Annotated in this window: 32 protein-coding genes; 19 read left to right on the top strand and 13 right to left on the bottom strand. The window is 38.7% G+C overall.

Features of this window, described 5'->3' with window-relative positions:
* Window positions 1-71 precede the first annotated feature (71 nt).
* Genes ACYQ3A_RS01375 through ACYQ3A_RS01335 form a run of 9 tightly spaced genes read right to left on the bottom strand, consistent with a single transcriptional unit; the run spans window position 72 to window position 5,741 of the window.
* A complete protein-coding gene (locus tag ACYQ3A_RS01375) occupies window positions 72-395 on the bottom strand; it encodes a hypothetical protein (protein ID WP_459894905.1) in 324 nt (107 codons plus the stop codon).
* Window positions 371-715, bottom strand: coding sequence for a hypothetical protein (locus ACYQ3A_RS01370; RefSeq protein ID WP_459894903.1), 345 nt, complete (start codon window positions 713-715; stop codon window positions 371-373). Before ACYQ3A_RS01370 ends, ACYQ3A_RS01375 begins: the two co-directional genes overlap by 25 nt.
* Window positions 715-1,491 carry a hypothetical protein gene (locus ACYQ3A_RS01365; protein WP_459894900.1) on the bottom strand — a complete coding sequence of 259 codons (777 nt, stop codon included), beginning with the start codon at window positions 1,489-1,491 and terminating at the stop codon, window positions 715-717. The genes ACYQ3A_RS01370 and ACYQ3A_RS01365 overlap by 1 nt, the downstream gene beginning before the upstream one ends.
* Before the next feature lie 12 nt (window positions 1,492-1,503).
* A complete protein-coding gene (locus ACYQ3A_RS01360; RefSeq protein WP_459894897.1) occupies window positions 1,504-2,247 on the bottom strand; it encodes a hypothetical protein in 744 nt (247 codons plus the stop codon).
* Window positions 2,248-2,258: 11 nt separating this feature from the next.
* Window positions 2,259-2,615 (bottom strand): hypothetical protein, encoded by a 357-nt coding sequence (locus ACYQ3A_RS01355; protein WP_459894896.1) that lies wholly within the window; start codon window positions 2,613-2,615, stop codon window positions 2,259-2,261.
* Window positions 2,608-3,066 carry a single-stranded DNA-binding protein gene (locus ACYQ3A_RS01350; protein ID WP_459894893.1) on the bottom strand — a complete coding sequence of 153 codons (459 nt, stop codon included), beginning with the start codon at window positions 3,064-3,066 and terminating at the stop codon, window positions 2,608-2,610. Before ACYQ3A_RS01350 ends, ACYQ3A_RS01355 begins: the two co-directional genes overlap by 8 nt.
* Window positions 3,067-5,007: a hypothetical protein gene (locus ACYQ3A_RS01345; RefSeq protein ID WP_459894891.1), complete on the bottom strand. Its 1,941-nt coding sequence runs from the start codon at window positions 5,005-5,007 to the stop codon at window positions 3,067-3,069.
* The gene (locus ACYQ3A_RS01340) at window positions 5,000-5,488 is read right to left on the bottom strand and encodes a hypothetical protein (RefSeq protein ID WP_459894888.1); all 489 of its coding nucleotides are present in this window, start codon (window positions 5,486-5,488) and stop codon (window positions 5,000-5,002) included. The genes ACYQ3A_RS01345 and ACYQ3A_RS01340 overlap by 8 nt, the downstream gene beginning before the upstream one ends.
* Window positions 5,472-5,741 carry a hypothetical protein gene (locus tag ACYQ3A_RS01335; protein ID WP_459894886.1) on the bottom strand — a complete coding sequence of 90 codons (270 nt, stop codon included), beginning with the start codon at window positions 5,739-5,741 and terminating at the stop codon, window positions 5,472-5,474. Before ACYQ3A_RS01335 ends, ACYQ3A_RS01340 begins: the two co-directional genes overlap by 17 nt.
* 122 nt (window positions 5,742-5,863) lie before the next feature.
* On the opposite strand from ACYQ3A_RS01335, the gene ACYQ3A_RS01330 reads away from it, so the two are divergent.
* Together ACYQ3A_RS01330 and ACYQ3A_RS01325 are read left to right on the top strand one after the other, a co-directional pair.
* Entirely contained in the window at window positions 5,864-6,274 is a 411-nt protein-coding gene (locus ACYQ3A_RS01330) for a helix-turn-helix domain-containing protein (protein WP_459894884.1), read from the top strand.
* Window positions 6,275-6,299: 25 nt separating this feature from the next.
* Window positions 6,300-7,871: a tetratricopeptide repeat protein gene (locus tag ACYQ3A_RS01325; RefSeq protein WP_459894881.1), complete on the top strand. Its 1,572-nt coding sequence runs from the start codon at window positions 6,300-6,302 to the stop codon at window positions 7,869-7,871.
* A 222-nt stretch (window positions 7,872-8,093) separates the two neighbouring features.
* On the opposite strand, the gene ACYQ3A_RS01320 is transcribed toward ACYQ3A_RS01325, so the two are convergent.
* Complete coding sequence (locus tag ACYQ3A_RS01320; protein ID WP_459894879.1) at window positions 8,094-8,576, bottom strand: HEPN domain-containing protein; 483 nt, start codon at window positions 8,574-8,576, stop codon at window positions 8,094-8,096.
* A gap of 2 nt (window positions 8,577-8,578) precedes the next feature.
* Window positions 8,579-9,103: a hypothetical protein gene (locus tag ACYQ3A_RS01315; protein ID WP_459894876.1), complete on the bottom strand. Its 525-nt coding sequence runs from the start codon at window positions 9,101-9,103 to the stop codon at window positions 8,579-8,581.
* Window positions 9,104-10,694: 1,591 nt separating this feature from the next.
* Here ACYQ3A_RS01315 and ACYQ3A_RS01310 point away from each other — a divergent pair.
* From ACYQ3A_RS01310 to ACYQ3A_RS01260, 11 genes are all read left to right on the top strand, one after another.
* Window positions 10,695-11,132: a hypothetical protein gene (locus tag ACYQ3A_RS01310; protein ID WP_459894873.1), complete on the top strand. Its 438-nt coding sequence runs from the start codon at window positions 10,695-10,697 to the stop codon at window positions 11,130-11,132.
* A 28-nt stretch (window positions 11,133-11,160) separates the two neighbouring features.
* On the top strand, window positions 11,161-11,832 hold the full coding sequence (locus ACYQ3A_RS01305; protein WP_459894870.1) for a Rad52/Rad22 family DNA repair protein: 672 nt from the start codon (window positions 11,161-11,163) through the stop codon (window positions 11,830-11,832).
* A 229-nt stretch (window positions 11,833-12,061) separates the two neighbouring features.
* Complete coding sequence (locus ACYQ3A_RS01300; protein ID WP_459894868.1) at window positions 12,062-12,409, top strand: single-stranded DNA-binding protein; 348 nt, start codon at window positions 12,062-12,064, stop codon at window positions 12,407-12,409.
* Between the two features lie 50 nt (window positions 12,410-12,459).
* On the top strand, window positions 12,460-12,654 hold the full coding sequence (locus tag ACYQ3A_RS01295) for a hypothetical protein (protein WP_459894865.1): 195 nt from the start codon (window positions 12,460-12,462) through the stop codon (window positions 12,652-12,654).
* A 389-nt stretch (window positions 12,655-13,043) separates the two neighbouring features.
* Window positions 13,044-13,436, top strand: a complete 393-nt coding sequence (locus ACYQ3A_RS01290; protein ID WP_459894862.1) for a hypothetical protein — start codon at window positions 13,044-13,046, stop codon at window positions 13,434-13,436.
* Window positions 13,437-13,441: 5 nt separating this feature from the next.
* Entirely contained in the window at window positions 13,442-14,488 is a 1,047-nt protein-coding gene (locus tag ACYQ3A_RS01285; RefSeq protein ID WP_459894860.1) for a DUF6094 domain-containing protein, read from the top strand.
* Window positions 14,489-14,501: 13 nt separating this feature from the next.
* Window positions 14,502-15,008 (top strand): hypothetical protein, encoded by a 507-nt coding sequence (locus ACYQ3A_RS01280; protein ID WP_459894858.1) that lies wholly within the window; start codon window positions 14,502-14,504, stop codon window positions 15,006-15,008.
* A 13-nt stretch (window positions 15,009-15,021) separates the two neighbouring features.
* On the top strand, window positions 15,022-15,192 hold the full coding sequence (locus ACYQ3A_RS01275) for a hypothetical protein (protein WP_459894856.1): 171 nt from the start codon (window positions 15,022-15,024) through the stop codon (window positions 15,190-15,192).
* Between the two features lie 103 nt (window positions 15,193-15,295).
* Complete coding sequence (locus ACYQ3A_RS01270) at window positions 15,296-17,584, top strand: DEAD/DEAH box helicase family protein (RefSeq protein ID WP_459894853.1); 2,289 nt, start codon at window positions 15,296-15,298, stop codon at window positions 17,582-17,584.
* A 5-nt stretch (window positions 17,585-17,589) separates the two neighbouring features.
* Window positions 17,590-18,048, top strand: a complete 459-nt coding sequence (locus ACYQ3A_RS01265; protein ID WP_459894850.1) for a hypothetical protein — start codon at window positions 17,590-17,592, stop codon at window positions 18,046-18,048.
* A gap of 74 nt (window positions 18,049-18,122) precedes the next feature.
* Window positions 18,123-18,782: a CRISPR-associated protein Cas4 gene (locus ACYQ3A_RS01260; RefSeq protein ID WP_459894848.1), complete on the top strand. Its 660-nt coding sequence runs from the start codon at window positions 18,123-18,125 to the stop codon at window positions 18,780-18,782.
* A 96-nt stretch (window positions 18,783-18,878) separates the two neighbouring features.
* Here ACYQ3A_RS01260 and ACYQ3A_RS01255 read toward each other — a convergent pair whose 3' ends face one another.
* Window positions 18,879-19,415: a BsaWI family type II restriction enzyme gene (locus ACYQ3A_RS01255; protein WP_459894846.1), complete on the bottom strand. Its 537-nt coding sequence runs from the start codon at window positions 19,413-19,415 to the stop codon at window positions 18,879-18,881.
* Between the two features lie 59 nt (window positions 19,416-19,474).
* Between ACYQ3A_RS01255 and ACYQ3A_RS01250 the strand changes: the two genes are divergently transcribed.
* Window positions 19,475-20,443, top strand: a complete 969-nt coding sequence (locus tag ACYQ3A_RS01250; protein ID WP_459894843.1) for a DNA-methyltransferase — start codon at window positions 19,475-19,477, stop codon at window positions 20,441-20,443.
* Window positions 20,444-20,452: 9 nt separating this feature from the next.
* A complete protein-coding gene (locus tag ACYQ3A_RS01245; protein ID WP_459894840.1) occupies window positions 20,453-21,040 on the top strand; it encodes a tetratricopeptide repeat protein in 588 nt (195 codons plus the stop codon).
* Window positions 21,041-21,044: 4 nt separating this feature from the next.
* Here the strand turns inward: ACYQ3A_RS01245 and ACYQ3A_RS01240 are convergent, their stop codons facing one another.
* On the bottom strand, window positions 21,045-21,857 hold the full coding sequence (locus ACYQ3A_RS01240; protein ID WP_459894837.1) for a tyrosine-type recombinase/integrase: 813 nt from the start codon (window positions 21,855-21,857) through the stop codon (window positions 21,045-21,047).
* 253 nt (window positions 21,858-22,110) lie between these two features.
* Between ACYQ3A_RS01240 and ACYQ3A_RS01235 the strand changes: the two genes are divergently transcribed.
* From ACYQ3A_RS01235 to ACYQ3A_RS01220, 4 genes are read left to right on the top strand one after another with little or no spacing between them, the layout of a single operon-like run.
* A complete protein-coding gene (locus ACYQ3A_RS01235; RefSeq protein ID WP_459894834.1) occupies window positions 22,111-22,689 on the top strand; it encodes a hypothetical protein in 579 nt (192 codons plus the stop codon).
* Between the two features lie 21 nt (window positions 22,690-22,710).
* A complete protein-coding gene (locus ACYQ3A_RS01230; RefSeq protein WP_459894831.1) occupies window positions 22,711-22,983 on the top strand; it encodes an AAA family ATPase in 273 nt (90 codons plus the stop codon).
* Entirely contained in the window at window positions 22,967-24,133 is a 1,167-nt protein-coding gene (locus ACYQ3A_RS01225) for an IS256 family transposase (RefSeq protein ID WP_459894829.1), read from the top strand. Before ACYQ3A_RS01230 ends, ACYQ3A_RS01225 begins: the two co-directional genes overlap by 17 nt.
* Window positions 24,130-25,653, top strand: coding sequence for a UvrD-helicase domain-containing protein (locus ACYQ3A_RS01220; RefSeq protein ID WP_459894826.1), 1,524 nt, complete (start codon window positions 24,130-24,132; stop codon window positions 25,651-25,653). The genes ACYQ3A_RS01225 and ACYQ3A_RS01220 overlap by 4 nt, the downstream gene beginning before the upstream one ends.
* Window positions 25,654-25,658 lie beyond the last annotated feature (5 nt).

The raw sequence follows: 25,658 nt of genomic DNA, 5'->3' as shown, positions 1-25,658 counted from the left end.
TTCTACTTTTCGGAGAGATTAACAGGAAGAATCAAGTTTTGTGAAGGGACTCATGAGGTGTTAAATATTCTTTACATCTGGTGAGTCCCTCGGCAACGGGAAAGAAGCCCCCTTCTTTCAAGAATACGAAAAACTCTTTCTCCTGAAAGGTCTAAAAGGACTGCTATCTTATCAATGGGGTAATTTCTCTTAAACAGCTCAATAAGAGTTTTCTCTTTAGATTTTGTCAAATAATTTGAAAACCGAAGGGGTTTGTAGTCCATCCTTTCTTTTACTTGCCTTACAATAAAAGGAGTTACTCCGAACAGACAGCATATAGTCCTGATAGAAGTCCCTACCTGAAGAAGTCTTGCAATATAAATCTCCTCCCTCAAGGTAAGTTTTTTCTTAGCCATTCCGCCTGATCCTCCACAATTCTTGGTCTTTTTATGCAAGTAAAAAAGTCTTCTATGATTTGAAGAGCAGTCTCCATGTCTATAGGTGTTTTATATGCACTCGGGTTAAACTCTTTAAGAAGTTTTAAAAACTCAACAGGATAAGAAGTTTCTCTAAACACATAAATTCCTAATTCACGTAGATTCTCCCTGTTTATGTTATAAACCCTTGCAAGCTTTAAAATGCCATTTGCAAGTGCCATTACACCTTCTGTTTCCAATCTTGCAAGGAAAATCTCCATTTCTTTATCTTTTTCAGATTCGAAACTCAAAGAGAGCATTAACTTAACCTCCTTAAAAAGTTGATCATCGCAACCGCATATATAAGAGGTACTGAAACCATCTCTCTTTCTCTTTGTGATACCATTCCAAATCTGATACGGACATATCTCTGACTGGAAGGCTTTACTACAAGATAGCCGCCAATTCCCTCTATCTTTCTTGCCTCTTTTAACGCCCCAAATTTGAAGAGATCCAATGCTGTTGTGAATTGATCTATCCCAAGACCTGCAATCCGAAACGAAATTGTGTAGCCTTTACCCGATACAAGGGATAAACTTATTAAATCCTTTTCAACGGGAACTATTTCAATGACATAGTTCATTCCATCTTTAACCAGCGGTAAAGAAGCCTTTTCAGAGGTCGAGGAGGGTAAATGTCTTGTTAGGTAAGAGGCTATTGACCCGCACTGGAAAGTGTTAAGCAGAGTAAAAAGTCCATCTTTATTACCTTCTCTTACGAGAAGTCTTATTGTTGGCTTCTGTTTAACCAGACCAGAGATTTCAACTTTTCCACCTTGTGCAGGAATTGACTCTCTGCACAAAAACACTTTTCCGTTAATCTCCTGTTTTTCACACTTAAACAGCTTCCCCAAGAAGCCGAGCTCCATTCCTGCAGTGAACATGTCTTTTGCTATACCGTCAAGAACAGCCGTATTTTCAACCCCACCTCTGTTAATAGAAACTCTTAAACCACCGTTTACGTTTATCGTCAAAATGTTCTCTTTGGAGGGAAGTATCAGCTTCCCTCCAGTTTCAATAATTCTTCCCTCAGACACGCCATGCCTCCGTTAAAGAGTGAAAATGAGCCTGACTTTCTCAAAAATTTCATCTTCAAGAGGTATGTCAAAACCAGCAACGGTTAGAATCAGCTTTCCTGTTGATTTACTCTTCCACAGGGAAACCACTCTATCCCTGCTTTCCACTCTCCTCTTACTGTAAGAAACTGCTTTAAATCCTTCTGGATCTGAAAGAAACTTCGAAATTGCGAATTCAAACTTCCCCACCTGATTTTGAGGAATTACGTAGCTAACAGGATATGTAATTTCTACTCTGTCAGGATGTCTCACGAGATGAATCTGAGGAATTCTCTCAGAAGACACATCAACATGCTCCTGATCCAGTAAAACAACACCATAAGAGGCATTCTTCTTCATCTCCTTTACAAACTGATATAGAGTAGGTTCTCTAAGTGAAATTCTTGACCTTTGCTTTGAATACTTATCAGTAACAAGGAGATAAGCTAAAACACCTGCTATTTTCGTCTCCTGTGGTTTGTAAAACTCAACCATAACACCATCAAGGTTGTAAATAACTCTTCTTCTACTTTCCGGAACTGGTTTTCCAGAAAGAATGTCCCTTGCAAGAGAGAAGATTTCAAAAATTTTCCAAGGAGAAAGATTAACCTTACCGTTAAACGGTTTCCATTCTTTCCTTTCCTCCTCTGATAAACCTGAAGGTGCAAGAGGATAATTACCTTTCACTTCTAATGTAGTTCCTGAAATGTTTACCATCCCATCTCTTGTAGTTATCACAGCCTTACCTCCTATCTGTTTTTTCTCGATTTTTTGTTCTTTCTCGATTTAGACTTTGAAAGGTATTCTTCTGACAGCTGACCTATAAGATGATTGATGGCAAAGCTCATTGGTCTTAAAGGAGCTCGTGTTACAAGTAATTCCTCTTCTTTACTCTCCTCCTTGCTTGGAAGGTTTACAGTTAATTTTTTGTTTCGTTCAGATTCCGAAAGATGTTCCTTCTTGAGTTGTTTCCACTCAAAAGTATGAAGAATAAAAGAACTCCTTGGTTTTGGACCAGAAGCCACAATCCAATGAGTTCCTTCTGTGTTTCTCAGAAATTCAGCTTCTAAAATTTCCTTTTCCCTGTATTCAGTCTCCTTATTCATTTACCTTTTCCTCCTTCTTTTTCTTTTTTTTCTTCTTTTCCTCTTTCTTTTCCTTATCAGGCTTTTCATTAGCCTCTTCTTCTTCCTTCTGGTAAGGAAAGACAAGATAAGCATTTTCAGCTATGATCTTCGTTAAACTCCTTTTCTGTCCTTCTTCATTTTCCCAGCTCTCCTCTTGAAGTCTTCCCTCAATGAGAACAAAATCTCCTTTCCTAAATTTCTCCTTCACCTTCTCGGCAAGTCCGTTATAAGCTTTAACCCTGAAAAAGCTTGTGCTCTCCTTCCAGTCCTCGCTCTCCTTCGGCTTCCATCTGCGGTTGTGAGCAATAGTAAATTCTGCAACACAACCGCCTTTTTCGCCCTTCTCAAACTTCGTGTAACTCACAGCATCAGTGAGTCTCCCGGTAATTCTGACTTCGTTGAGATAGACATAACCTTTTCTTTCTTCCATCTAAGCCCCCTCAATCTCTATGTTTTCAGACTTCAAAAACTCCTTAAGAAAATCCATAAAGTTTTTAGAAACATAATCACTCGTTATACTGTCTTTACACTTCACAACCCACTTACTACCAACCTTCTCTAAAGCCTTAATGCCATTTTCTATAAACATTGTGTAAATGGTTTTCTTATCTTTTAACTTTTTCTTGAAGAACTCTTTCAGGTCAGAAAGAGATAACCCGGGTTCTGGTTGTTCTCCTTGTTGTTCCTTCTCTCCTACATTCTCAACCTTCTGAAGTCCTAATCCAAAAACTCTCCTGAATTTCTTGTAGAATTCCCAGAAATCAGATGAAGAATCTTTTAAAGCAAACGAAATTAGCAAACCTAAGAAATTCTTATTGACTTTCCTTGAATAGCCGTATTGAGGAGCTTTTCTATTAAACAGCTCATACATAACGGCTAAAGCTAACCACTCATCTCCGTAAATTCTTTTCAGTGCTGGAGCATATAGCTCTTCAAATATCTTCAGATTTTCTAAAGTAAAAACTTCTGGATAGGCTTTTCTCAGCTCTGGAAGTAACCTTTTCAGAGTATCTCTTATCTTTCCAAGTTCTTTCTTATCCAGACGTTCGGCAAAATTAGGCTTTACTAACTCGCCCGCCTTTTCTTTATTTTTAAAGCCGTTAGGCTTTTTATAGGTGAAATCGCTCTTACTTTTTGTTTTACCTTTTGACTTATTTTCTTCTCTTTCTCTCTTCTGCCTGTTCTTCCTCTTTTCTTTCTCGTTGCCGTTGTCCTTGCTTTGAGGTTGAACGTTGGTTCTGGTTTTTCCTAATGACTTTAATAGCTCAACGAGATTCCAGAATTTTTCGCCGCCGCCAATATATATGTCGTCGTATTCCATATTTTTAGTCTTATTCCTTTCTATACTCTTAGTCTTATTCCTATCCTTAGACTTATTCCTATGTGTCTCCCTATTGGAGAATTTTTGTCTCCCTATTGGAGTTTTTTCGCCTGTGTTCGTCTCCCTATTGGAGAATTTTTGTCTCCCTATTGGAGTTTTTTCGCTTGTCGCCTCATTGGAGGTTTTTTGTCGCCCTATCGGAGATTTTTCACCTGTTGCCTCGTTTGGAACTTTTTGGGGATTTATTGGTTCAACCGGGAATTTCCAGTTTTTGATAAATGGATGTCCTTCCCAATTGCGTAAGATGTTAAGAAGGATTCCTCTGTTCCATTCATCCAGCCTGGTTATTCTGAATTTAAGTCTTCTTCCGTTATTAACTCTTTCTATTACCCTTGCTTCTTCTAATTCTAAAAGGTAGCCCTTGATCCTTCCTTTCCCTACTGCAAGAACTCTGGCAAGTTCTCTTGCGGAAACTTCTGATTCTGCTTTCCCATTAAGAAGACTTCCATTCCTCGCTTTTCTATGGAGATAGAGCAGGATCGCTTTTGCCTGAGCAGAGATAGGAAGTAGAAGAGCTATGTTATAGAAAGCGAAAGTTCCACCGTGACTAACTTTGTGTCTAAAAGATTCAGCTACTATTGTTTGATCTATTAAATAGCATTGAGTTCCGCCTTTTCTTCCTTTTCGTGTTATAAATTCTCCTCCGTTAAGGAGAATTCCTGTGTTTTCTGCTTCTGTTCTAAGCCGTTCGAAAAGCTTATTGACGTTAGTAATGAATAGATTAACAGTGTTATAGCTGTTAGTCTCTAATATTTTCATTAGCTCTTTTTGTGTCGTTATTGCTTTTTCTTTGTTAAAGCTAAGAGCATATAAATAGGACAATCCCACTATGAATCTTGTTTTCCAGCCTTGAATTCCGAGCTCTTCAGGAATGTGAAAGAGAGCATCAGGCATTCGGCAGAAGCCAGATGTAAATTGATTAATTTCAACTTTTTGGGAGTCGAAATTATTGAAATCTTGATTATTAGGACATATAATATCCTTACGCATGGTAGAGACTCCTTTGTGTTAAGTGTTCTTGTAGCCCGGTGGGGTTGCCAGCCCCACCAAAAAATTTTCTCATTTTTCTTTCAATTGTCAAAGAGGCCAAGCCCCTACCTTCTTTTTTCTTTTGTGTCGTTCCTTTTTTCTTAATTCGGAGAATGGAGATAGGAAGGACGCTTTTTGTTGATAGTGAGTCTAAGAATTGAAGAAGTGAATTTGAATTGATAGTATACTTAGACTGCTGTTTCCTCTTCCTCAGACAGTCAGCCGTAGGCATACTACTCCTCCTGTGAGTTTTTTGACTCAAAAGAGGCTTTACACCTGAACCTGAAAAAAGACTGACTGCCTGAGGAAAAGAAAAACTTAACTGACTACCTATTTCAGTCCCATACTGCTCTGGGTTATCGGGACTGAGTAAAAGTTTAATTAACAGCCTCTGAACAAAAGTATATAATCTTTCTTGATTTGAATCAACTGTCGAAATCATAGTAGTTCCTCCAGAAAGGATCAACTTTACCCGAAAGACCTGCCTTGTCTATTGTTATGAGGATTTCTTGAAGAGTTTTTCTGCTTTTTTCGTTTCTTCGTGTAGTTCCGGGAGGAAATCCATTATAAATCCATCGTAAAACACTACTGTAAACAAGATTTTTTTTCTTGCACCAATCTTCTAATTTTTCTCCCTCGATAAGGAGAGCTGCAAAGAAGATGTCTCGTAGTCTTTGTAGCTTGCTCCTACTCATAATTTTCCTCTGTGTAATAATTGATGGTAGTGCTAATAAGATTTTATGCTGTTTAATCAAGTGAGTCAATTGTAGGTCAACTTATTGTTTTATAAACATACCTTGAGTAAAAGGAGAGCCCGTTGGGAGAGTTCAGTCAGAAGGCTCTGGGAAGGAGAATTGCTTACCTGCGTAAGAAGTTAGGTTTGAAACAGAAGGATTTAGCTTCTTTCTTAGGTAAGACTGTTGCTGCTGTCGCAAGTTGGGAAGTAGGAAGGAATCTTGTTCCTACAGATGTTGTTGCTAAACTTGTGAAAGAGTACAAAGTCAATCCTCTTTGGCTATTTTTTGGAGAGGGACCTATCTTTTTAGGAGATATTCTTTCTGCTACTGAGAAAAAAGAAGAGCTTACTGATCAAGAAATTCTCAAAATAATAAAAAAGCTTGATCTTGAGTCGGTTATTGATGACCTAATAAAAGGGAGTGAATATTATGCCAGAGTAGGGATTAGGTTGAGGGAGATATTGGAAAAGATAAGGACGGAAGAAGATTGAGGAGGTTACAGAGGAGGTTACAGTTGTGAAATTGTTCTATAAATTCAAATATCTATCACAAATTTTGCAATTGGTTGGTTTTTTAACATTGCTGTTATTTGCAGCATCTATTTCACTGGCAGAAGATGTATATAAATTGGCTGCTAAAGAATTCAAGAATAAGAATTATGAAAAAGTAATAGACCTCTTTTATCCTTTGTGTAAAAAAGGAGATAAGGTAGCTTGTGGTAATATCGGTATAGCTTATGAGTATGCCAATGACACTTGCAAAGCAATCTCATTCTATAAGAAATCGTGCAATATGGGATTTGGAGAAGCGTGTTATCGACTTGGAGAACTTTATAGAACTAAAGGAAAGTTTAATCGCTCACTAATATTTCATGAAAAAGCCTGTAATTACAATAAATTTGAAAGTTGCTATATCGCAGCATCATTAATTATATACAATAATGAAAAGAAGAAAGTAGATAAGAGTGACATAAAAAAAGCACTTAAAATGTTTAAAAAAGCCTGTAATAATAAGATTTATGATGCTTGCTTAGAAGAAGGTATACTTTACATGAAAAAAGGCGAAGATGAGGATGTAAAAACTGCTTCTTACCTGTTTGATTTAGCATGTAGAAATAATATTGCAGAAGGTTGTTTAAATTTGGGAAATTTATATCTAAACGGTAAAGGGGTTAAAAAAGATCCTGTAAAAGCTTTTAGTTTGTTTAAACGGGCATGCAACTTGAATTTTCTTCCAGGATGTCTTCTTCTTGGGACCATGTATGAGAATGGAATTGGGGTACTTCCAGATATGTTATTAGCAGAAAAATACTACACAATGTCTTGCAATGGTGGTTTTATACCTGCTTGTGTGGATCTTGGTTTGTTCTATTCAAGAAAGAAAGAATTTAGCAAAGCATTGAAGTTGTATAAAATGACCTGTGATAACAATGTAGCTCTGGGTTGCAGGAATTTAGCAATAGCTTATAGGTCTGGAGAAGGTATCTCTCGTGATATGGATAAAGCAATAAAACTTTATAAGAAAGCATGTGCATTAGGGGATAAAGGAAGCTGTAATTACATAGAAATATGGGCTTCTGAGCCAAGACTTTTTGATATGCCGATAGGGGCGACCACAGAAAAAGAATTTCTCTATGTTGCAAAACAAAAGCATTGGAGACTTAAGAAAGAAAATTGGATCATCGCAAATGGCATAGTCAATCCAGAAGTTACTGGTTATGCAGTGTCTGGAATAAATCTTAGGTATCTTTCAAAGTCAACTTTTTGGTTTGTTCGGGTTCCACCATCTTCTCTTGATGAGAGTATTCTGTGGAAAGTTAACTATAAATTTGATGGTAATCGCTCTGCATGTAGCGAGTATGCAAAAATTTTAAAATCAAAATATGGAACTCCATCAGAAGATTACATTTTGAATAAAACAAGAGAGATTACTATATGGGATTTCAAATATTCCATGATTGTGCTGTCTTGTCCACTTAGAGAGAACCAATTCGATTTAATCTATCTTAATAAAGAAATCAGGGATTATGTAAATAAAAAGGACGAATCTCTGCTGAAAGTAAAATCTCGCTCTTATGAAGGGCTTTGATTACATTTAATTAGAGTAAGGAACAGAAACTGTTAAGAAAGTTCGCACTGCAAAAGGTAGTGTACGATAATTTGTGTAAGATGAAAAAAAGAGGGAAATTAACAGTTCTGCTGTTTCCCTATGGGAACTTTCCTTTCTCTGCTGTCCCTTTATGGGAACGTTCACTGTCCTTCCGGAACCTCTTTTGCTTCGGCCCACTATATTTTCAAATGCCAATCGTTTCTAACGTTTCTTTCGTCTATATGGAGGGTAATTGGCTTTTGGGGATCTTTTTCGAGATAAGAATTGCTTTTTGTATTTTTCAAATGCATTGAAAGCTTCATGTGCACGTTTGATTGCCCTTTCTGCAGAGCGTTTGATAACAGGAGAATGGCGATGATAATCAGCTTTCTCACGTAATCCCTTTAGTTCTCTTAGGCACTCTCCAAGTTCTTGAGATTCCTCTTCGAGAAAAGTAATTAACTTGTCGTGGCTTCCTTTATATTCTCGTTTAGGATTGTAAGGTAAGTTATTTTCTTTAAAAAAGTCTTCTATTTCTTTGAAAATACTGTAGTAAGAACGGCTGCAGATGGTCCTGTAAATAGCTTCTTTCACATCTGAATTTTGACTATCTTTATTTTCATCATTCGGATTTGAATTAGGATTAGTATCTTCTATATCTAACAACTTTTCAGAAAATAGAAGATAATCTTTCCAGTTGAACATTCCTATTCCTTTTCTATGAAATCTGCAGCTATGTTAATGAAAGTTAAAGTTTCAAAAAATTTATACAAAATCTTGTAAGCTTCGCTCATTTTCTTATCTATTATTTCATCTGGAACGTTCATTGGAAACTGGATATAAATGAAGATATTGTTGTCTCTAATAAGTAGTTCTGCACGTAGTTTGTTCTTTTTGAGCCATATATCAAAGTCTTTTATAAAATGTGATAGAGTAAGTAATTCTTCAAGATTTAAATTTTTAGCATAATTTATAAGTTCTTCTTTAAAGGAGATATTTTCAGCTTTAAAAATTTTAGATAGGGTTTTTATAGATAACTGAGGGGTAGATTCTCTTGATTGGAGAACTATCCATTCTTTTTCTACTTTTGGGACTATATCAGCTTTTTCTTTATCTATTGATTTCTTTGTTAGAAAAACATAAGGCTCTTCTGCTAAGAAGTAAGCAACGGGTTTTCTTATCAGGTGATACCTTATGGGTGAGATAATTTTCTCTTCGGATTTGTTCTTCATAAACACCTCCTCTGCGGTCGGAAACCCTGCTTTTCAAAGCAGAGAGGAGACCGCAAATGTGTTAAAATAACTTTGACCCCAAAGGCACTCTCCGCTAAAGCGGAGAGAAACGGTTTCGGGGTAAACGAAAGTAGTTAGCACTATCCAGCATAAGCTGGGAGTGGGAGCGGTATATCCCTCCCAGTGGGGCGCTGTCAACCGTCCCAATGTAGCGGTGCTATCACAGTGTAGCATCAGCTACAAGCCTCCAGCTTTAGTCGGAGGTAGTTGACAAGGAAGCTCCTTTAATTACCTTGTCCAACAGTGGCAACTTTTACAAGGCTTTCGTAGAAAAATTATTAATTCTATTCAACCTTGACAACTCTTTCTATTCAGCGTTAAAATCTAACTAAGAGGTCTTTGAAAAGTGAATAAGGTTTCTTAAGGTGGTATAGCTTAAAACAATTTCAGCTGTGCCGATTTAAATGTAGAAAATTTGTGAACTGTTAAATGCTTCTATGGACTTGTTTTAGCTATGTTAATGGATTACTGAATATCAGATAAGCTTTACGAATATGCTTTAAAGCTTTTGAGCATAAAGAGCTTGCAAGCTGTGTCCAGTCAGTAACCCCCCCCTATGTCTAACACGGAACTGCCTGCATTTCCTTCCTTCTGGAGGGGAATTAAGGCATTTCTGCCACTATGTCCCGTCCTTTGCTGTGTCCCTCCCTCGCTATGTCCAGTTTTCTCTCTTAATTCCAGGTGTTTCGCTGTGTCTGTGGTTTCTTCTGAATGCTCAGGGAGTAGTCTATTCTTTTTTCAACTTACGAAAAAGTTAAAACTTCCTTTTGGTTAGCTGGATTACGCCCAATCTGTTTCACTTTCCGAATCCCTTTTCTTTCAAAGGTTTCTCCCTGCTCATTGAGGAGAAACCACAGGCATAGGAGGATTCGCTATGAAAAAGGCGGTATCTCCAAAGAAAATCAAAATAATCTTTGATTGTCCTGAATGCGGGGGAGAGGGCTATGTAGAAGTTCCTTATAGAAAAACGACGGGCTAAAACCTTGCTTTTTAAAGCGGGGATACAGCCCGACACCCCGAAGGGGGTGTTGACTATGGTGAAATATAAGCATCTTCCCTGCGTTCCCGATGAAGCCTGCGGGAAGGGTGAAAGCCCCGCCATACGGGCAATGCCCTTAAACTGCCTGTAACAAGGTGGGTATCCCGTCACTGGCAAGCAAGTCCGAAGCAGGTGGAGGGTAAACAGCCAAATAGCAGGGAAGACAATAAGAAAGTGTCGGGATGAACATCCAGACACAGCGTGCTGAAGGAAAGTATCTCCGAATCTCTGCTGTATGCAGGGATAGGAGTATGTGGTGGAGTGAACCCACCACGAGGGATAAGGACAGGATAGCCTGTCAAACTCTCTCAGAAGCCTACGACTTCAGTCGTAGGTAGTTCACGGCAATGGAGTTGCAGTCATCACTCTTGAGCATCTACTACGGATAGCTTTTCCCGATGCATGTTTTGGGGATAAGGTTTTCTACAAGGTGAAATTTCCAGAAAGCAATGAAAATAAACCAAAACTCTACTAAGAAAGGGGGAAATCGCTATGAGAAAGTTTTCTGCTGTGAAAAAGGTGGAAAGAGATAGGCTTGCAGATGCTTTGCTTGAGGAGACATCTCTCGAGTTTATGTGCTCCTTGAGGGACTATAAGCGACAGTTGATGAAGTGTCAGGGGGAAATCTTAACGAGGGGAATAACCTGTGAAGAACTTGCTTCAACTTCATTCCTGTTTAACCTCTATGCTTCTCTAAAGGGGGAATCTCAAGAAGAGGTGAAAGTCCTTCTTCATCTTCTCCAGTCTGCCAGAGAATCAGCTGCAGGATTGGACGATGATGATTTCTCCTTTCTTGTAGTCTGGTTCCTGGAAGGTGGAGATGAATCCCGTATATGGTGGAAACACTATGAAAGAAAGGTTTTCCTTCGGAAGTATAGAAAGAACAAATTTCTGCAGTTCTTGAGAAACATGAAACCTAAGAAACTTTAAAACAAACTATGTAAAGGAGGGATTAGCTATGGCAGTAAGGAAGAACGAAAGCTATGTAGAAATCATCAAGGCTGTGGATGAGATCCTTGACAGCTATGGAGAGAAGGCGATACAAGAAGTGCCTTCTCGTGGTAGGGTTCTTCACGGCTATGTTCCTCAGTTTGTTTTCGATGCCCTTAACGAGGTTATAGGGGCTGGAAACTGGGGATATGAAATTCTTAACAGTAACTATGCAAAGGAGGTACGTGAAAGAAAGAACGGAAAAAAGGAAGATGTCTATGTTGCTGTGGTCCATGTCCGTGTCTGGATGATGGACAAAGGCAATTGTAAAGAGGCATTCGGTGGTTCAGAAAACTATACAGCTGCCGATGCCTTGAAGGGGGCTACTACTGATGCCGTTCAAAAGGCACTGGCAATGTTCTCCATAGGGCATAAAGCCTATCGTGGGGAACTTGCACCAGCTAAAGAGGACGGTAAGAAAGGAGATAAGAGCTATTTACAAGAAGAGACTGGAGAACCAGCTTCCGAAAAACAGAAGAAACTCATCAAGAAACTGGCTAAGGAAAGGGGGATGAGTACTGAATCTCTAAAGGAGATTGCTCAGGAGCTTGGATTCGAGCTCAACAGCGAGACGCTTACCAAGTTCCAAGCGAGTCAACTCATCGAGAGGGTAAAGAACTTTCCAAAGGTTTCTGCTTGATTGTGCGGAAGGAACTGTAAATAAGGAGGAAAGAGCTGGGCTTGATAGTGAAGCTGTGTTCAAGGTATAAGCTGGGAAAAAGTTGGAGTTACGGTGGAAAACTGTGTAAAGGGAGCTGACTGGGAGTTAGGAGGAAGGAACTGAGTGGAAGGTAAGAGCTATGAAAAAGGACGGGTCTTTTGCTCGTCCTTCAATTTCAAACTAAAACTTTTTAAAGGAGGGAATAGATATGAACAAGGTTATTCTACTCGGAAGACTGGTAGCAGATGCAGAGATTAAGCCACTCAAGGATATAAATCTAATTACTTTCAGAGTGGCTTACAACGAAAGGTGGAAATCTGGGAATGAATGGAAGGAAGAAGCTTACTTCTTTGATGTGGACTTCTTCACAAAGTATGAGGATTATATTGAGAAACTTACCAAGGGAGCTCTCGTTCTACTGGAGGGAAAACTAAGACAGGAAAGGTGGGAATCTGATGGTAAAAAGCACTCAAGGGTCAAGATAAGGGCTGAGAAGGTCAGGATTCTCTCTGTTAAAGCAGATGAGGTTCCTGATCCAGAAGATATTGAATTTTAATTTTTTTGATTTTAAGATTCAAACTCTGCTCTAATGGAGGTTTTTGCACTGTGAAGAGTGCAGAAATAGCACTTGATAAGATGTGGAACATTCTCATAGCTTTAGTGATAGGAGAAGTAACAACCGCCTTTCACTATGGTTATGAGAAAACAGGTTGGTTATTAATAGGATTTGCAACATTTGTTGTATTAGTGTTGGTTATTGCTGGGCTGTCTTATAAGTTGGCGGTAGAATCTAAGAGATAAAGATTAGGGTTGAATTTTAGGAGGATTTGCTATGTTACCTAAAGTACTAATTATTTTGATGTTTATCATTTTGGCATTGCTTGGAATCTTTATTGCTAATCTTGACAAGTTTGTTAAGAAAGAAGCTTAGTTTTCTTCAGGTTCAGGTAGTCAGTTTTTATGCAAGGTCAGGAAGTTAGTCTTTATCAGGTAGTCAGTTAAGTTCAGTATGAGGGACGACCCTCACTTTCCCTTTAAGGGATTGTGAGTTTTCCTGGTCTGTCCCTCCACCCATGTATAAATCCCTTTCATTTCTCCAGTAAATTCCTGTGGTTTCCCGAAAGGGCATAGCCTGTGAAGGATTTTTCTGTGCTTTTTCGGGAAATCACAAAACTAAGGGGGTAAGAACTATGAAAAAAGAGAAAAAACTAAGAAAAAGGATGTCTCTCTACTTTGTAAAAAGGCTTTCAGAACTTCAGATGAAATTTCTGTCAGATGTTTACCGAGAACTTCTGAATCCTCTCTCAAGAACATCCGAAGAACTGAAACTCATCCTCTCTGCCGTTGCAGATACACTCGAAGAATTCTTGAAAGAGAAAACAGGAAACAGATGTATCGTTACCGTTGTGGTAGATGCTGACGAGGAAAACAACGAATTTGAAGCAGTTTTCTGTGTCAATAGGGAGCCTCTCCTCTATGAAACGGGGGATTTTCTGATTTTCAAAGACTCAAAGAGAAAAGAGATAGAGGAGTATATCTCTGAACTTGGAGAGAAACTCTTATCAAAACTTGAAAGGAGGTAAGAGTTATGGCAAGGCTGGAATCTAAGGCAAAGGCTGGATACTATCCGACTCCAGAAGAAGTGTTACCTCTAATCTGTTCCCACATTAGACCTGTAAAGGAAGGAAACAGGATTCTTGATCCGTGCTGTGGAGATGGGAGAGCTCTCCACTTTTTAACCTCTCATCTCAAAGGAATTCCCTATGGAATAGAGCTTGACCTTGAAAGAGGAAAAGTAGCTGCTGAGAGGATAGGGAAGGGAAACGTTCTAATAGGAGATGCTTTTACAGCGTCTCTAAGTTACTCCTTTACCCTTCTCTACCTGAATCCACCTTACGACTGGGTCAAAAAGGTAAATCCTGAAGGAGAGGAGATAAGCACAAGGCTGGAGTATCTCTTTGTCAGGGAATTTACTCCAAGACTGATTCATGGAGGACTCCTTCTTCTCGTGGTTCCTCATTACTCCTTCCTTCACCTTAAAGGGGAGCTTGCTAAATACATTGCAAGGCAGTATGAGAATGTTGAAGTTTTCCGCTTACCCGATGAAGTAGAGGAAAAACAGAAGTTCAAGCAGGTTGTCCTTTTCGGGAAAAGGAGACTCTTAAGGAAGACTTCTCCTGATCCAGAAATTCTCAAACGACTGCTTGAAGTTGGAGAGGACCTTCAAAAGGCGGAAGTCATAGGAACTTCTGAAAAGGTATGGGAACTGCGGGAGCAACCACCTGTCTCAAGGTGGACGTTCAAGCTCAATGAAGTCAAACCTGAGATACTCCAGTTCTATGCAAAAGAATCTCCTCTCTATGGAGAGCTCTTCTCTAAAGCAGTGGAGAAGAGAAAGAGACCGATTATGCCTCTTAGAACTGGTCATTTAGCAATGCTCATGGCTGGAGGCTACCTTGACGGTAGGGTTCAGAAAGAAGGTTACAACTATGTGGTAAGGGGGAAAACTGTCAAAACAACTGTAACTATGGAAGAAGTAGAAGAAAAGGCAAGAGTTGTAAGAGAAGTAGAAAGGATAGACGTATCTATTGAAGTTCTTGACCTTAACAGAGGAGAAATCTTTGAAATCCGATAAGGAGGTAAGAGCTATGGTTGTGGTCCAGAGTGGTGTTAAGTGCTATGCAGATGTTGTTGTTTGTGATCTGGAGAATGGAGAAGTACTCTTACTCTCTCTATTAGGATTGAAATCTCAGGTAGATGTTTTATCTGCTAAAGCTATAACGAGAAAGGCTATTACAGTAATTACGCCAGAAGGAAACGTTTTTGAAGATTTCCAGTTTAGCTATGTCTCTACGGTAAAGGGGGCTCAAACCACTCTTCCTGCTGGGCTTGCTCATGCAGTTGTGAAATCTCTTGATGACTACATAGTTGTTCCAACAGGAGCGGAATCTCTTGCGAAGAAAATACTTGCTATGAGAGCAAAAGAGAGACTTCCTTTTCTACTTGAATGGAAAGACTGGCTATGGGACTACATGCTGGAAGAAAGATACTTACGAAAGATTTACTCCTATGGATGTCTGGCATTCAGGTTCTCGTTTCCAGAGAACTTCAGAGAGATAGTCTGTGAAGCTGTAAAAACTAAGGAACTTCAATAAGGAGGGTAGAGCTATGGAAAAGAAGGCAGTTATTAGACTCATTGAACCTTTAGGAATTGATTTCCAGGTGGAATTTCAAGGATTAGAGGAACCAGATGAAATAAGCGGTGCGAGAAAGATTTTTGAGGAAGCTTTAAAACTTGCTGGGTTTGAAGTAGTGTATGAATACGACTTAGGAGGGTAGAGCTGTGGAAATGATAGGACTTGGTTCTTTTCTGATGGTTCTTTCTCTGATTCTCTATGTTGTGAGAACTGTAATTCCTCAACTATGAAAAAGGGGGTAAGCTATGAGCGTGATGGTAGAAGAGTCCAAAAAAGCAGAAGCTACAAAGTGGACTCTTTCTGAGTTTATCAAGGAATTCGGGGGAATTCTCACTGAAAGGGTTAAAGAGGAATTCAAACCTCTTTACACTCCTTTACCTGCAAAGGAAGCTATGAACAGGTTTTCCCATCTTTCCCGAAAACCTTTTCTTGCTCAGGCTCATACAGCTCTTGGAGTATATGAGGCTCTAAAGAAGCAGAACAGCGTATATCTCATCGGGGAGATGGGAACAGGAAAGACCTTTACAAGCCTTGCTGTGGTGTCTCTCTTTGAAAAGCCTAAAAGGGTGCTGGTGCTGTGTCCGCCTCATCTTGTAAGGAAGTGGAAGAGGGAAGTTGAGGAAACAATACCGGGTGCAAGAGCTGAGATTATCTCTTCTATTTCCCAGCTGGAGCAACTGAGGGAAAGAAAGGGAGAAAAAGCTGAGATTCACGAGTTCTACATTGTTTCAAGAGAAAAGGCTAAACTGCATTACGGATGGAGACCTGCACTTTTAAAGAAAGATGGAAGCTATGTATGTCCTTCCTGTTTCTCTTCAAGGACACTTATTGAAGAGGAATTGGGATATGACCCTTTTAGAAGGAAGGCACAATGTCCCTTTTGTGGAGAGCAGCTGTGGCAGGCAGACAACAGCAGGATAAGGCGGTATTCCCTGGGAATGTTCATTAAGAAATACCTGAGAAGCTTCTTTGACATATTCATTGCCGATGAGGTCCACGAATACAAGTCAGGGAGCTCCATTCAGGGACAGGTCTTTGGAATGCTTGCTTCTGCTATAAAAAAGAAGATTCTCCTCACCGGGACTCTTATGGGAGGTTATGCTCACAATCTCTTTCATCTCCTCTGGAGAACTCACACTAAGGAGATGAAGGAGCTGGGATTTACTTACAAGTCAGAACAGGAATTCCAGAAGAGATACGGCTTTGTTGAAAAGGTTTTTAAGCTGAGAGAGGATGATGATTATGACTATGGAGTAAGAAAGAAGAAAAGGCAGGTAAGGATGAAAGCTCTGCCTGGCATTTCGCCGGGTCTCTTCCCTGAACTTCTCCTTTCCAATGCAGTCTTTGTAAGGCTTTCAGATGTTGCTGAAGCCTTACCACCTTACAGGGAAGAGGTTCATCTGATAGAGATGGACAGGGAACAGAAGGAAGTGTATCAGGAAGTAGAAGGTGCAATAAGTAGCGAGATAATCGCTTACCGGAAAGGATTTATGAAAAACCTTTCAACTTTACTCACAGCTCTTTTACTGCTTCCTGATGCCGTTTACCGCGAGAACTACTGGGAGTTGGAAAATGGCGGAATCGCCAACCCAGTAGTAGAAGGACTTATGCCAAAGGAGGAAAAACTTTTAGAACTCTGTCTTGAAGCTAAAAGACAGGGAAGGAAAACTCTTGTCTATGTTACCTTTACAGGGACAAGAGATATATCTCCAAGAATTCAAGAGATACTTGAAGGAGCTGGGTTAAAAACGGCGGTTCTATACTCAACCGTTCCTGCTGTTTCAAGAGAGGAATGGGTAGAAGAAAGGCTGAATGAGGGGGTAGATGTCCTTATTACCAATCCCAAGCTGGTAGAAACAGGACTGGACTTAATAGCTTTTCCAGAAGTTGTTTTCTACCAGACGGGATATTCCATTTACACTCTACGGCAGGCAAGCCGTAGAAGCTGGAGAATAGGACAGAAACAAAAAGTAAAGGTTCATTTCCTTGCCTACAAAGATACCTTGCAGGAAAAGGCTTTAGGACTGATAGCCAGCAAGATGGACACTTCTCTGATGGTAGAAGGGGAGCTCTCTGATAAAGGACTTGCTGAGCTATCTCAGGCTGAAGGTTCTATGATGAAGGAGCTGGCTAAAGCTCTTGTGGGAGAGCTAAAAGTTGAAAGTCCACTTGAGAAGTGGAAGAGCTTTAAGCAAGTTGAAACCATATCCGAAGCTGAAGCCTGGATTCAAAAATTCTCCTTTAAGAAGGAGAAAGACGGCTTTAGCTTTGGATGGAACAACAAAGGCTATGGACTTGCTATAAACATTGAAACAAAGGAGCTTTATGGGCTTGTGATTGTTAAAAGGAAACCTTTTATGTTCAAGGTGGAAGGAGCTTCACCAAAGGAGCTTGTCCTCTATGCGAAAAAGATAGCACTCAATAGAACTGCTATCTGGAGAATTTCTAAGGTCATAGATAGTGTTTATAGGGACTTAGACAGGACGACTGAGTTAGCAAAGCAGTTTTTAAATCTTGAATCTGAAAGGAGGTAAGTACTATGAAAGCAGGAGTTTTGTGTCCGATCTGCGGAAAGTTTGCACGATGGTATTCAACGGGATTTTCGGATTGGGTAGCAAGAATTCGCCTACCCTTCACCGTTGAGTTAACCGGAGGAGCGGTAAGAATAGATGTAAGTAGAGAGAAAACGGAAATAGGAAAAATAGTAATAGAACATGGTTGCGGATTCCGTGTAGGTGGACACTGGATTGACGATTTTGAAATCGAGTTTGGATTTGACCCACAAAATCCCGACAAAGTTAGATTCAAAGGAAAGTATTTTCGTTGGATTGTTCCGTGGGAGGAATGTTATATATACAAGGCTAAGGATATTTTCTTTGTAAGTAAGAAAAGGATAGAAAGACTAAGGGAGTTAGAAAAGAATCTGGGAAAAGAAGTTTTTAAGTTTGAAAGACTTGAGGGATTATCTGGAGTTCCTTATACAATCTTAGGAAGGTAAAGGCTATGGAGAGGAAACAGATGATACCTTCCGGACTCTACGGCATAAAACTACTCACTTAGGAGGCAAGAGCTATGATAAAGGAGTTAGTGCTTGAACAGTTGAAGCTAAGAGAAGGAAAAGGGATAAAAAGGGAGTTCATTAGAGCTTCTGAAATTGGCAACTGTCCTCTGGCAGTTGCCTTGAGATTAAAGGGGATAAGACCTGATATTCCAGAAGATAAGCTAATGGTTCTGGAGATAGGTTCTAAACTTCACTTAATCTTTCAGGAGATTTTAAAGGACCATCTCACAAACATTGAAAAAGAGCTTGTTGATGAAGAGCTTAAGCTGTCTGGACACATAGACGGAACTATGGAAGTGAATGGAGAGCTGTGCATAGTAGAGTTTAAAACCATATCTCCCTATGCACTGAAATATGGCAATGTTCCCTATGAACACCATATAGACCAGCTTCATGCCTACATGTATCTCTGGAACAAAACTCAAGATTCCAGGATAGAAAAAGGCTTACTGGTCTATATGGATAAGTCATCGGGGAACATTTACGAGTATGAGATTCCTTATGATGAAATGAGGATGGACTTCCTGTTGGATAAGATTTCAGAGATAAGAAATCTTACAGCTAAATCTCTTTATGAGATTGAATTTCAGCCTGATACCTCAAAGTGTAAGTGGTGTTTCTACAGGTTAGGTTGTCCGTCTTACGGTAAACTGGTTGAGGAAGTGAGTTAATTTCAGGGGGTTAGTTAAGTTGAGTATAGGGGGAATTCCCAGTTGCGGGGGTTAAGCCCTGTGATTTTGGAGAATTCCTCCTTTTTGTTTGATGGTTCAGTTTGCTAATTTTTTAATGAAATCTAACAAGTAGTTTTTACCTACGAAAAACTTTTCTTCTTCATAAACCTTGCCATCAAAACTATAGACAAATACAGCATCGCATTCGAATGGAAGAATTATTCTCCATTTCCTTCTTTTTTCTGGTTTCTCAGGGTTGTAAAGTTCTTGATCCACATCAGGAGTTACTAATATATATTTGAAGTCCTTGTTATGTTGCTTAACTTTGACTGCCCAATATGCAGTTTGTCCTCCTCGTTCTCTAAAAGATTTTTTCACAGAAATTACACAAACTAATCTTCTGTCGGATTTTCTGACAATACAAATATCAGCATCGATTAACTCCTTTTGATTGTTGTACGGAATTTTTAAATCTTCTTTGTTTAAAAAATCGCTGGAAAGTTTTGATGGACGATCTATAAGAAAGTTTTCTCTGATAAACTCATCATTAAGTAATAATTCTATAACTTCGTCTTCTTTCTGCTTTCCTGCTTCTGATACTTCTCGTTGTCTTTCTATTCTTTCATTTTCCATACATAAAGTGTATAATACCTTTGGGATTTATTTAAGCACCTAAATTGTGGGGGCTAAAAATGGAGTATCTTAAGGGTCCTTCCGTAAAAGAGCTAAAGATTCGCTTGAGACAAAGTGTTTACGAAAAACTAAAGGAACTACAAGTCTGTAGAGATAAAAGCTTGAATAAACTTATTAATGATTTATTAGAAGAAGTGCTTTTAAGTGAGAAAAGTAAAAGTTGGGACTTGCAGTATTTTTTTTCTGAAAAACCAATAATAGCTTTTGATAAAGAGAATATTTGTCTTTATAACAACGACTTTATAACTGTTGATTTAAATAAGTATAAGGATTCAGTTGATTTAATTGTAACTTCACCTCCTTACAATCTTGCTATTGAGTATGGTAAGCATAGAGATGATGCTTCTTATGAGGAATATTTAGGTTTTACCGAGTTATGGTTAAAAAAGGCTCTTTTTTTATTGAAAGAAGGTGGCAGATTATGTCTAAACGTACCGTTAGACAAAAATAAAAATGGTTTAAAGCCTGTGTATGCTGATATAGTTAAAATTGCCCGTGATGTAGGCTTTGGCTATCAATCCACGATTGTCTGGAATGAGCAGAATATATCACGCCGAACTGCATGGGGAAGCTGGTTGTCAGCGTCAGCTCCTTATGTTATCGCACCTGTAGAAATGATCGTTTTACTTTATAAAGGTCATTGGAAGAAAAAAGAGAAGGGAGAATCTACTATTACGAAAGAAGAATTTATCGAGTGGACGAACGGCGTTTGGACTTTTCCAGGTGAGAGCAAGAAAAGGATAGGGCATCCTGCTCCTTTTCCATTAGAGCTTCCACGTAGGTGTATTAGAATGTTTTCTTATAAAGGAGATGTTATTTTAGATCCTTTTGTTGGAAGTGGAACTACATTGATAGCTGCTTTTCTTGAAGGAAGAAAAGGCATTGGTATTGAGTTAGATGAAGATTACGTAAAGTTAGCTGTTAGAAGAATCTCTGAAGAGATAAAAGCAAAATGTCCTGTTTGTTAGGAGTTAGAGATGGCTGAGCTTAGGGAATTTATTGACAAAGACAGACCTGTTATGAGTAAGTATTATGACCTTATGGAGCGAGAGCATTCAATGAAAAGGTCAAGTGTTAAAAGAAGACTCAGGCAGTTGATAAAAGAAGACCCCGATTTTCTGGATACCTATCTTTCTCTTTACTGGATTTTGCTTGAGGAAGGTAAAAAGGAAGAAGCTGAAAAAATTTTAGATGAAGCATATCGTAGAGCTTTAAATCTTATAGCTGATAAAAAAGGTAGATGGCCTGATCTTCTTGAATGGGGATGGCTTGAAAACAGGCACATTATAAGGACTCTTGTTAATAAGGGAGTTTCTCTTTGGGATGAAGGTAATACAGAAGAGGCTTTGAAAATATTCAGGAATCTCTTGAGGATGAATCCCAACGATAATCCTGGAGTGAGATACTTTATTCTTGCTATCAGAATGGGAATGTCTTTAGGGGAATTTGAAAAAAAGTTTGATAAAGGTGGTTATTGGACTTCTGAAATTGTGGAATGGTTCGATACCAACTATAAACTGTTCCCTGAAGAGTTTGAATGGTGGGAAAAGCTATGGGAAGAGTAATAATTTAACCGATGAGCTTCTCTACTGCTTCCTCCATTATACTATCCACTACCTTAGAATAAACCATCGTCGTAGCGGGACTCGAATGACCAAGAAGCTTTTGGATAACCTGAACAGGCACTCCTTTAGCCGTTAATTGAGTAGCAAAGAAATGTCTTAACCGATGAGGATAAACGTCTGGATCTCCACATTTCTTTCCATAGTTTTTAAGAAACTTCCTTATAGAGTTTTCATGCAGATTTAACGGGAATAGCCTATCTTTCCTCTCCCACAGCCAATTTCCATATTCTCCAGCTATTGGAACTATTCTGTCCTTTCTACCTTTTCCTTCCCTAACGATAACTTTTACTTTACTTCCTTCTTTAACAATATCCGATGGTAGAAGCTGTAAAGCTTCCTGAATTCTTAATCCTGCTAAGCCTAAAAGAATCAAAACTGCTTTTCTGTATGGGAATTCTTTTTCTTCTTCCTCAGCTAATTTCATCATTTTCCAGAAAACTTCTTCAGATATTGGGTTGGGAAGTTTCTGCCTTCCCTTTGGACGGGCATAAGAAGGAACTTCTGGAAAAGGAATATCAAGGTCAGAAAGAAATTTTCTGAAGTTTGTGAGTGCAGCTGCAGTCTGTTCTCTGACTGATTCGGAAGTCAGTTTCCTGATAAACTCTCCCAGATGTTCTTTTCTCAGTTCCTCCGGGTAGTAGTCTCCATATTCTGAAATAAAGCCTTGAAGCCTTCTTTCGTAGCTTTTCACTGTTTTCATGCTGAGTGAAAGAGGAGCGTTGAGCTTCCATTTTTCAAAGAGTTCTTTCAAATTCAATACTTACTCTCCTCAGACTTTTTAGTTAATAAAAGTGTAGATAAGATTCATTATCTACACCCCTATTTTACGGTGAAATGAGGGGGTTGTCAAGTCAGTTTTCTCTGTAAATGTTTTGTAGCTACTATAAAACTGATATAAATTATTTGTTGGAAATAAAGGAATAATGTTAGATGTATCTTTGTAGTTGAAGAATAAAAACAAGAGATATAAAATTAGACTAACAGCCAAATTTTAAATTCAGGAGGTTCTAATGGAGTGTCTGATTCCTTTATCAGTGCTTGCTAAACTACAGAGATACGGTATCAAGCCTCATAAACCTTACAACGATGCAAAGAAGCTTTTACCTGAGAAATACGAGCTGTCTATTGTAGAGGATCAGGAGGTAGGTAAGGCAATCAGGATAGAAGAAGATGACGAATTGCTCAGATTCTTTTCTTACTTCGTAGAGGAACTTCTTGGTAGAGGAGAAGTTGTAGGACAGAGGGTAACCTACGAGGGAGTGCCGTTTGAAAAGTATGAAGCTCTTATAGAAAGAGTAATTGAACTGGAAAAGGATAATTCTGCTAATTGGGAAAAATTTGTAAATTGTGAAAAGCTTACCAAAGTTCTGGAAAAAGACCTTGAAACCTGTAAAAAGGAAAATGAATCTCTGAAAGCTAAGATAGAAGAATTGCAGTCTAAACTGAAGTCCTTAGAAGAGGAAAAACGTAAGCAAGAAATCCTCAAACAGATTAATAAATTAAAAGAAGTAGCAGCCAATTTACCAAAGGGAAGTCCTGAAAGAACTGCCGTTGAGGAAGCTGTTAAGGCACTGGAGAAGCAGATTTAAACATTTGCTTAGAGGCTAATTATGAAAGAATTAAAACCAACAGAAGAACAAAAAAGGGTTATCAGAAGAATAGGAGAAGAAAGGTATCTCAAAATTGAAGCTTTTGCTGGAACTGGAAAAACTACCACTCTGGAGTTGGTAACAAAAGCATATCCTTTTAAACGCTTTCTTGTTCTGGCATTCAATAGAGCTGTTGCAGAAGAACTGCAGGGTAGAATGGGAAGAAGGGAGTGTCCACCCAAGTGTGTAAAAATTAAACCTAAAGGAGGGTGGACACATGAAACAGAAATATGATCCAGAACTCATTAAGGATGATCTTAGGAAGCTCATCCAACAAACATTAAAAGAAGCATTAGAAGCAGAGCTTGAAGAGTTCCTTGGCTATTCAAAGTATGAGCGTACTAATTCTAACAACTCCAGAAACGGCTATATCTCCAAGACTGTTAAAACCGCAGCTGGAGAAGTAGAGATTGAAACTCCAAGAGATAGAAAGGGAGATTTTGAACCCAAAATAGTCAAAAAACGCCAGACAGTCCTTGAAGACCTGGAGAACAAGATAATAGCCCTATATTCAAAGGGAATGACAGTAAGAGACATTCAGGAATTACTCTCCGACATGTATGGAATGGACATAAGTCCTTCTTTGATTTCAAAGATTACCGACAGACTAACTCCGAGAATAGAAGAGTGGCAGTCAAGACCACTTGAAAGAATTTACGTTGTCCTCTACATAGACTGCATCTTTTACAAAGTACGACAAGATGGCAAGGTAATAGATAAAGCAGTTTACGTGGTCATAGGGGTAAATAAAGAAGGACGAAAAGAACTCCTTGGTTTTTGGATAAATGAGAGCGAAAGTGCCAGCTTCTGGTTCAAGGTACTAAATGACCTAAAGAGTAGAGGAGTCAAAGACGTTTTGATATTTAGCGTGGATAATCTGTCAGGAATAGGGAAAGCCATAAAAGGAGTATATCCTCAAGCAGAAATACAAAAATGTGTAGTTCACCAGATAAGGAATTCATTAAGATATGTATCGTGGAAAGACAAAAAAGAATTGTCATCAGATCTCAAGAAAGTTTATGGAGCAGCTACACTTGAGGAAGCGGAACTTAGGATGGACGAGTTTGAAGAGAAATGGGGGAACAAGTATCCTCACGTAATAAAAAGCTGGAGAACCAACTGGGAAGAGCTTATGGCTTACTTTAAGTATCCGCTTGAACTCAGGAAACTTATGTACACGACGAACATCATAGAAAGTGTTAATAGTAAGTTCAGGAAGGTAACAGATGGAAAGAGGGTATTTCCGAGTGATATGTCTGTTCTTAAGAGCCTTTATTTAGCTGCTCTGGAGCTTGAGAAAAAATGGAACAGAAGTGTTATCAAGGATTGGGGTATTATTTACGGGCAGCTGTCAATAATTTTCGAGGAGAGATTAGAGGCATGATAGAATTTACACAGTTCTATGGACACTCCCTGGGAAGAAATGTGTATGCTACTACAATTCACTCTCTTGCTTTTAAGTATCTCAAAAGATACGACTTGTTAAAGGGCAATCTTGTTTCAGATAAAAGAACCCTTCTGTCCTTTCTTGTCGATACATTCGGTTTAGAAGCAGAAGACTATGCTTTTTTGAGGCTCGTCCTTGATTCCTTTGAAGCTTTCTGTAACAGTTCAGTTTCAATTTCTGAACTGAATGAGATTTCTCTATCAAAGATAGTTGCAGAAAACAGAGAACTTCTCAAGAGATTCCGTTCATTTGCCAATGGGAAACACCTTTTTTCTGAAGTTGCAGAATTTGTTTCTACCATTTACAAACTAATGGTGGAAGGAAAAATTCCCTTCACTCATGGTTTTTACCTGAAGTATTTTTCTGAGCTTGTGGATGAAGAATCCTATCAGTGGTATGATTGTGTTCTCCTTGATGAAGCTCAAGACGTAAATCCTGTTCAGGTAAAGATTATAGAGAAGATAAACCCTAAACAGTTTATTCTCGTTGGAGACAGGCATCAGTCTATCTACGGCTGGAGAGGAGCTGTAAATTCTATGGAAAGATTTAATTTTCCGACTGAGTATCTGACACATTCATTCAGATTCAGAACGGATCTGCCTGCCGTTCTGGCTAACAGATTGCTTGGTCTCTGGAAAGGGGAAGAAAAAAAACTTGTGGTTGCCTCTTCAAAAAAGAGGTTAGACACAACAGCATGGATTTTTAGAACGAATCTTGAACTTATACTCAATCTTGCTGAGAAGGACTGTGTTTTTAGAACAGTAAGACCATTAAGAGAACTATTTGGAGAGTTATTTGTTGCGGACAGAATAGTAAAGTTTTTTGATACAAGGAAATGGGAACTACTTGATGGAGTTCCATATTATCTTAAAAACCTTATCAGAAGAGCGGGAAGTTTCTCCTACTTTAAGTATCTTCTTTATGAAGTAGATAGCGATTTATTGAGGGCAATAGAAGCTGTTGAAGACATAGATGTTCAGACACTCTATGAGGAGCTATTAAAAAGACAGAGAAAAAATGAGGGAGATTTTTATCTTACTGCACATACATCAAAAGGACTTGAATTTGGAAGAGTAATCATTGCTGATGATTTCCCCTCGGTAACTGATCTTATTTTTGATTATGTTCGTTTTCTTGTAGAGAAAGAGAACTTACTGATAAAAAAAGACAGGATTAGAAAGGAACTATCCATTCTTAAAAGAGGAGGGGATAAACTTCTTACCGAACTCATACAAAACATTAGAAATCGGAATGGAGAAGTAAAATTTATCTCTGATGAAATAAACCTTGTCTATGTAGCGGTAACCAGAGCTATAGAAGAGTTACATTTTGAAGGAGAAGAGAACAATCCGATTATTGGGCTTTTAAACCCTTTTAAGATGCAAGAATACTACACGAAAGCTATAGAAAAGAGAATGTACGTCCTCAGAAACCAACTTGAGATGGCTAAGGTTTAACTAAA

The organism is Desulfurobacterium crinifex, assembly GCF_054656775.1.
This window is presented reverse-complemented; position numbering and strand designations above follow the sequence as displayed.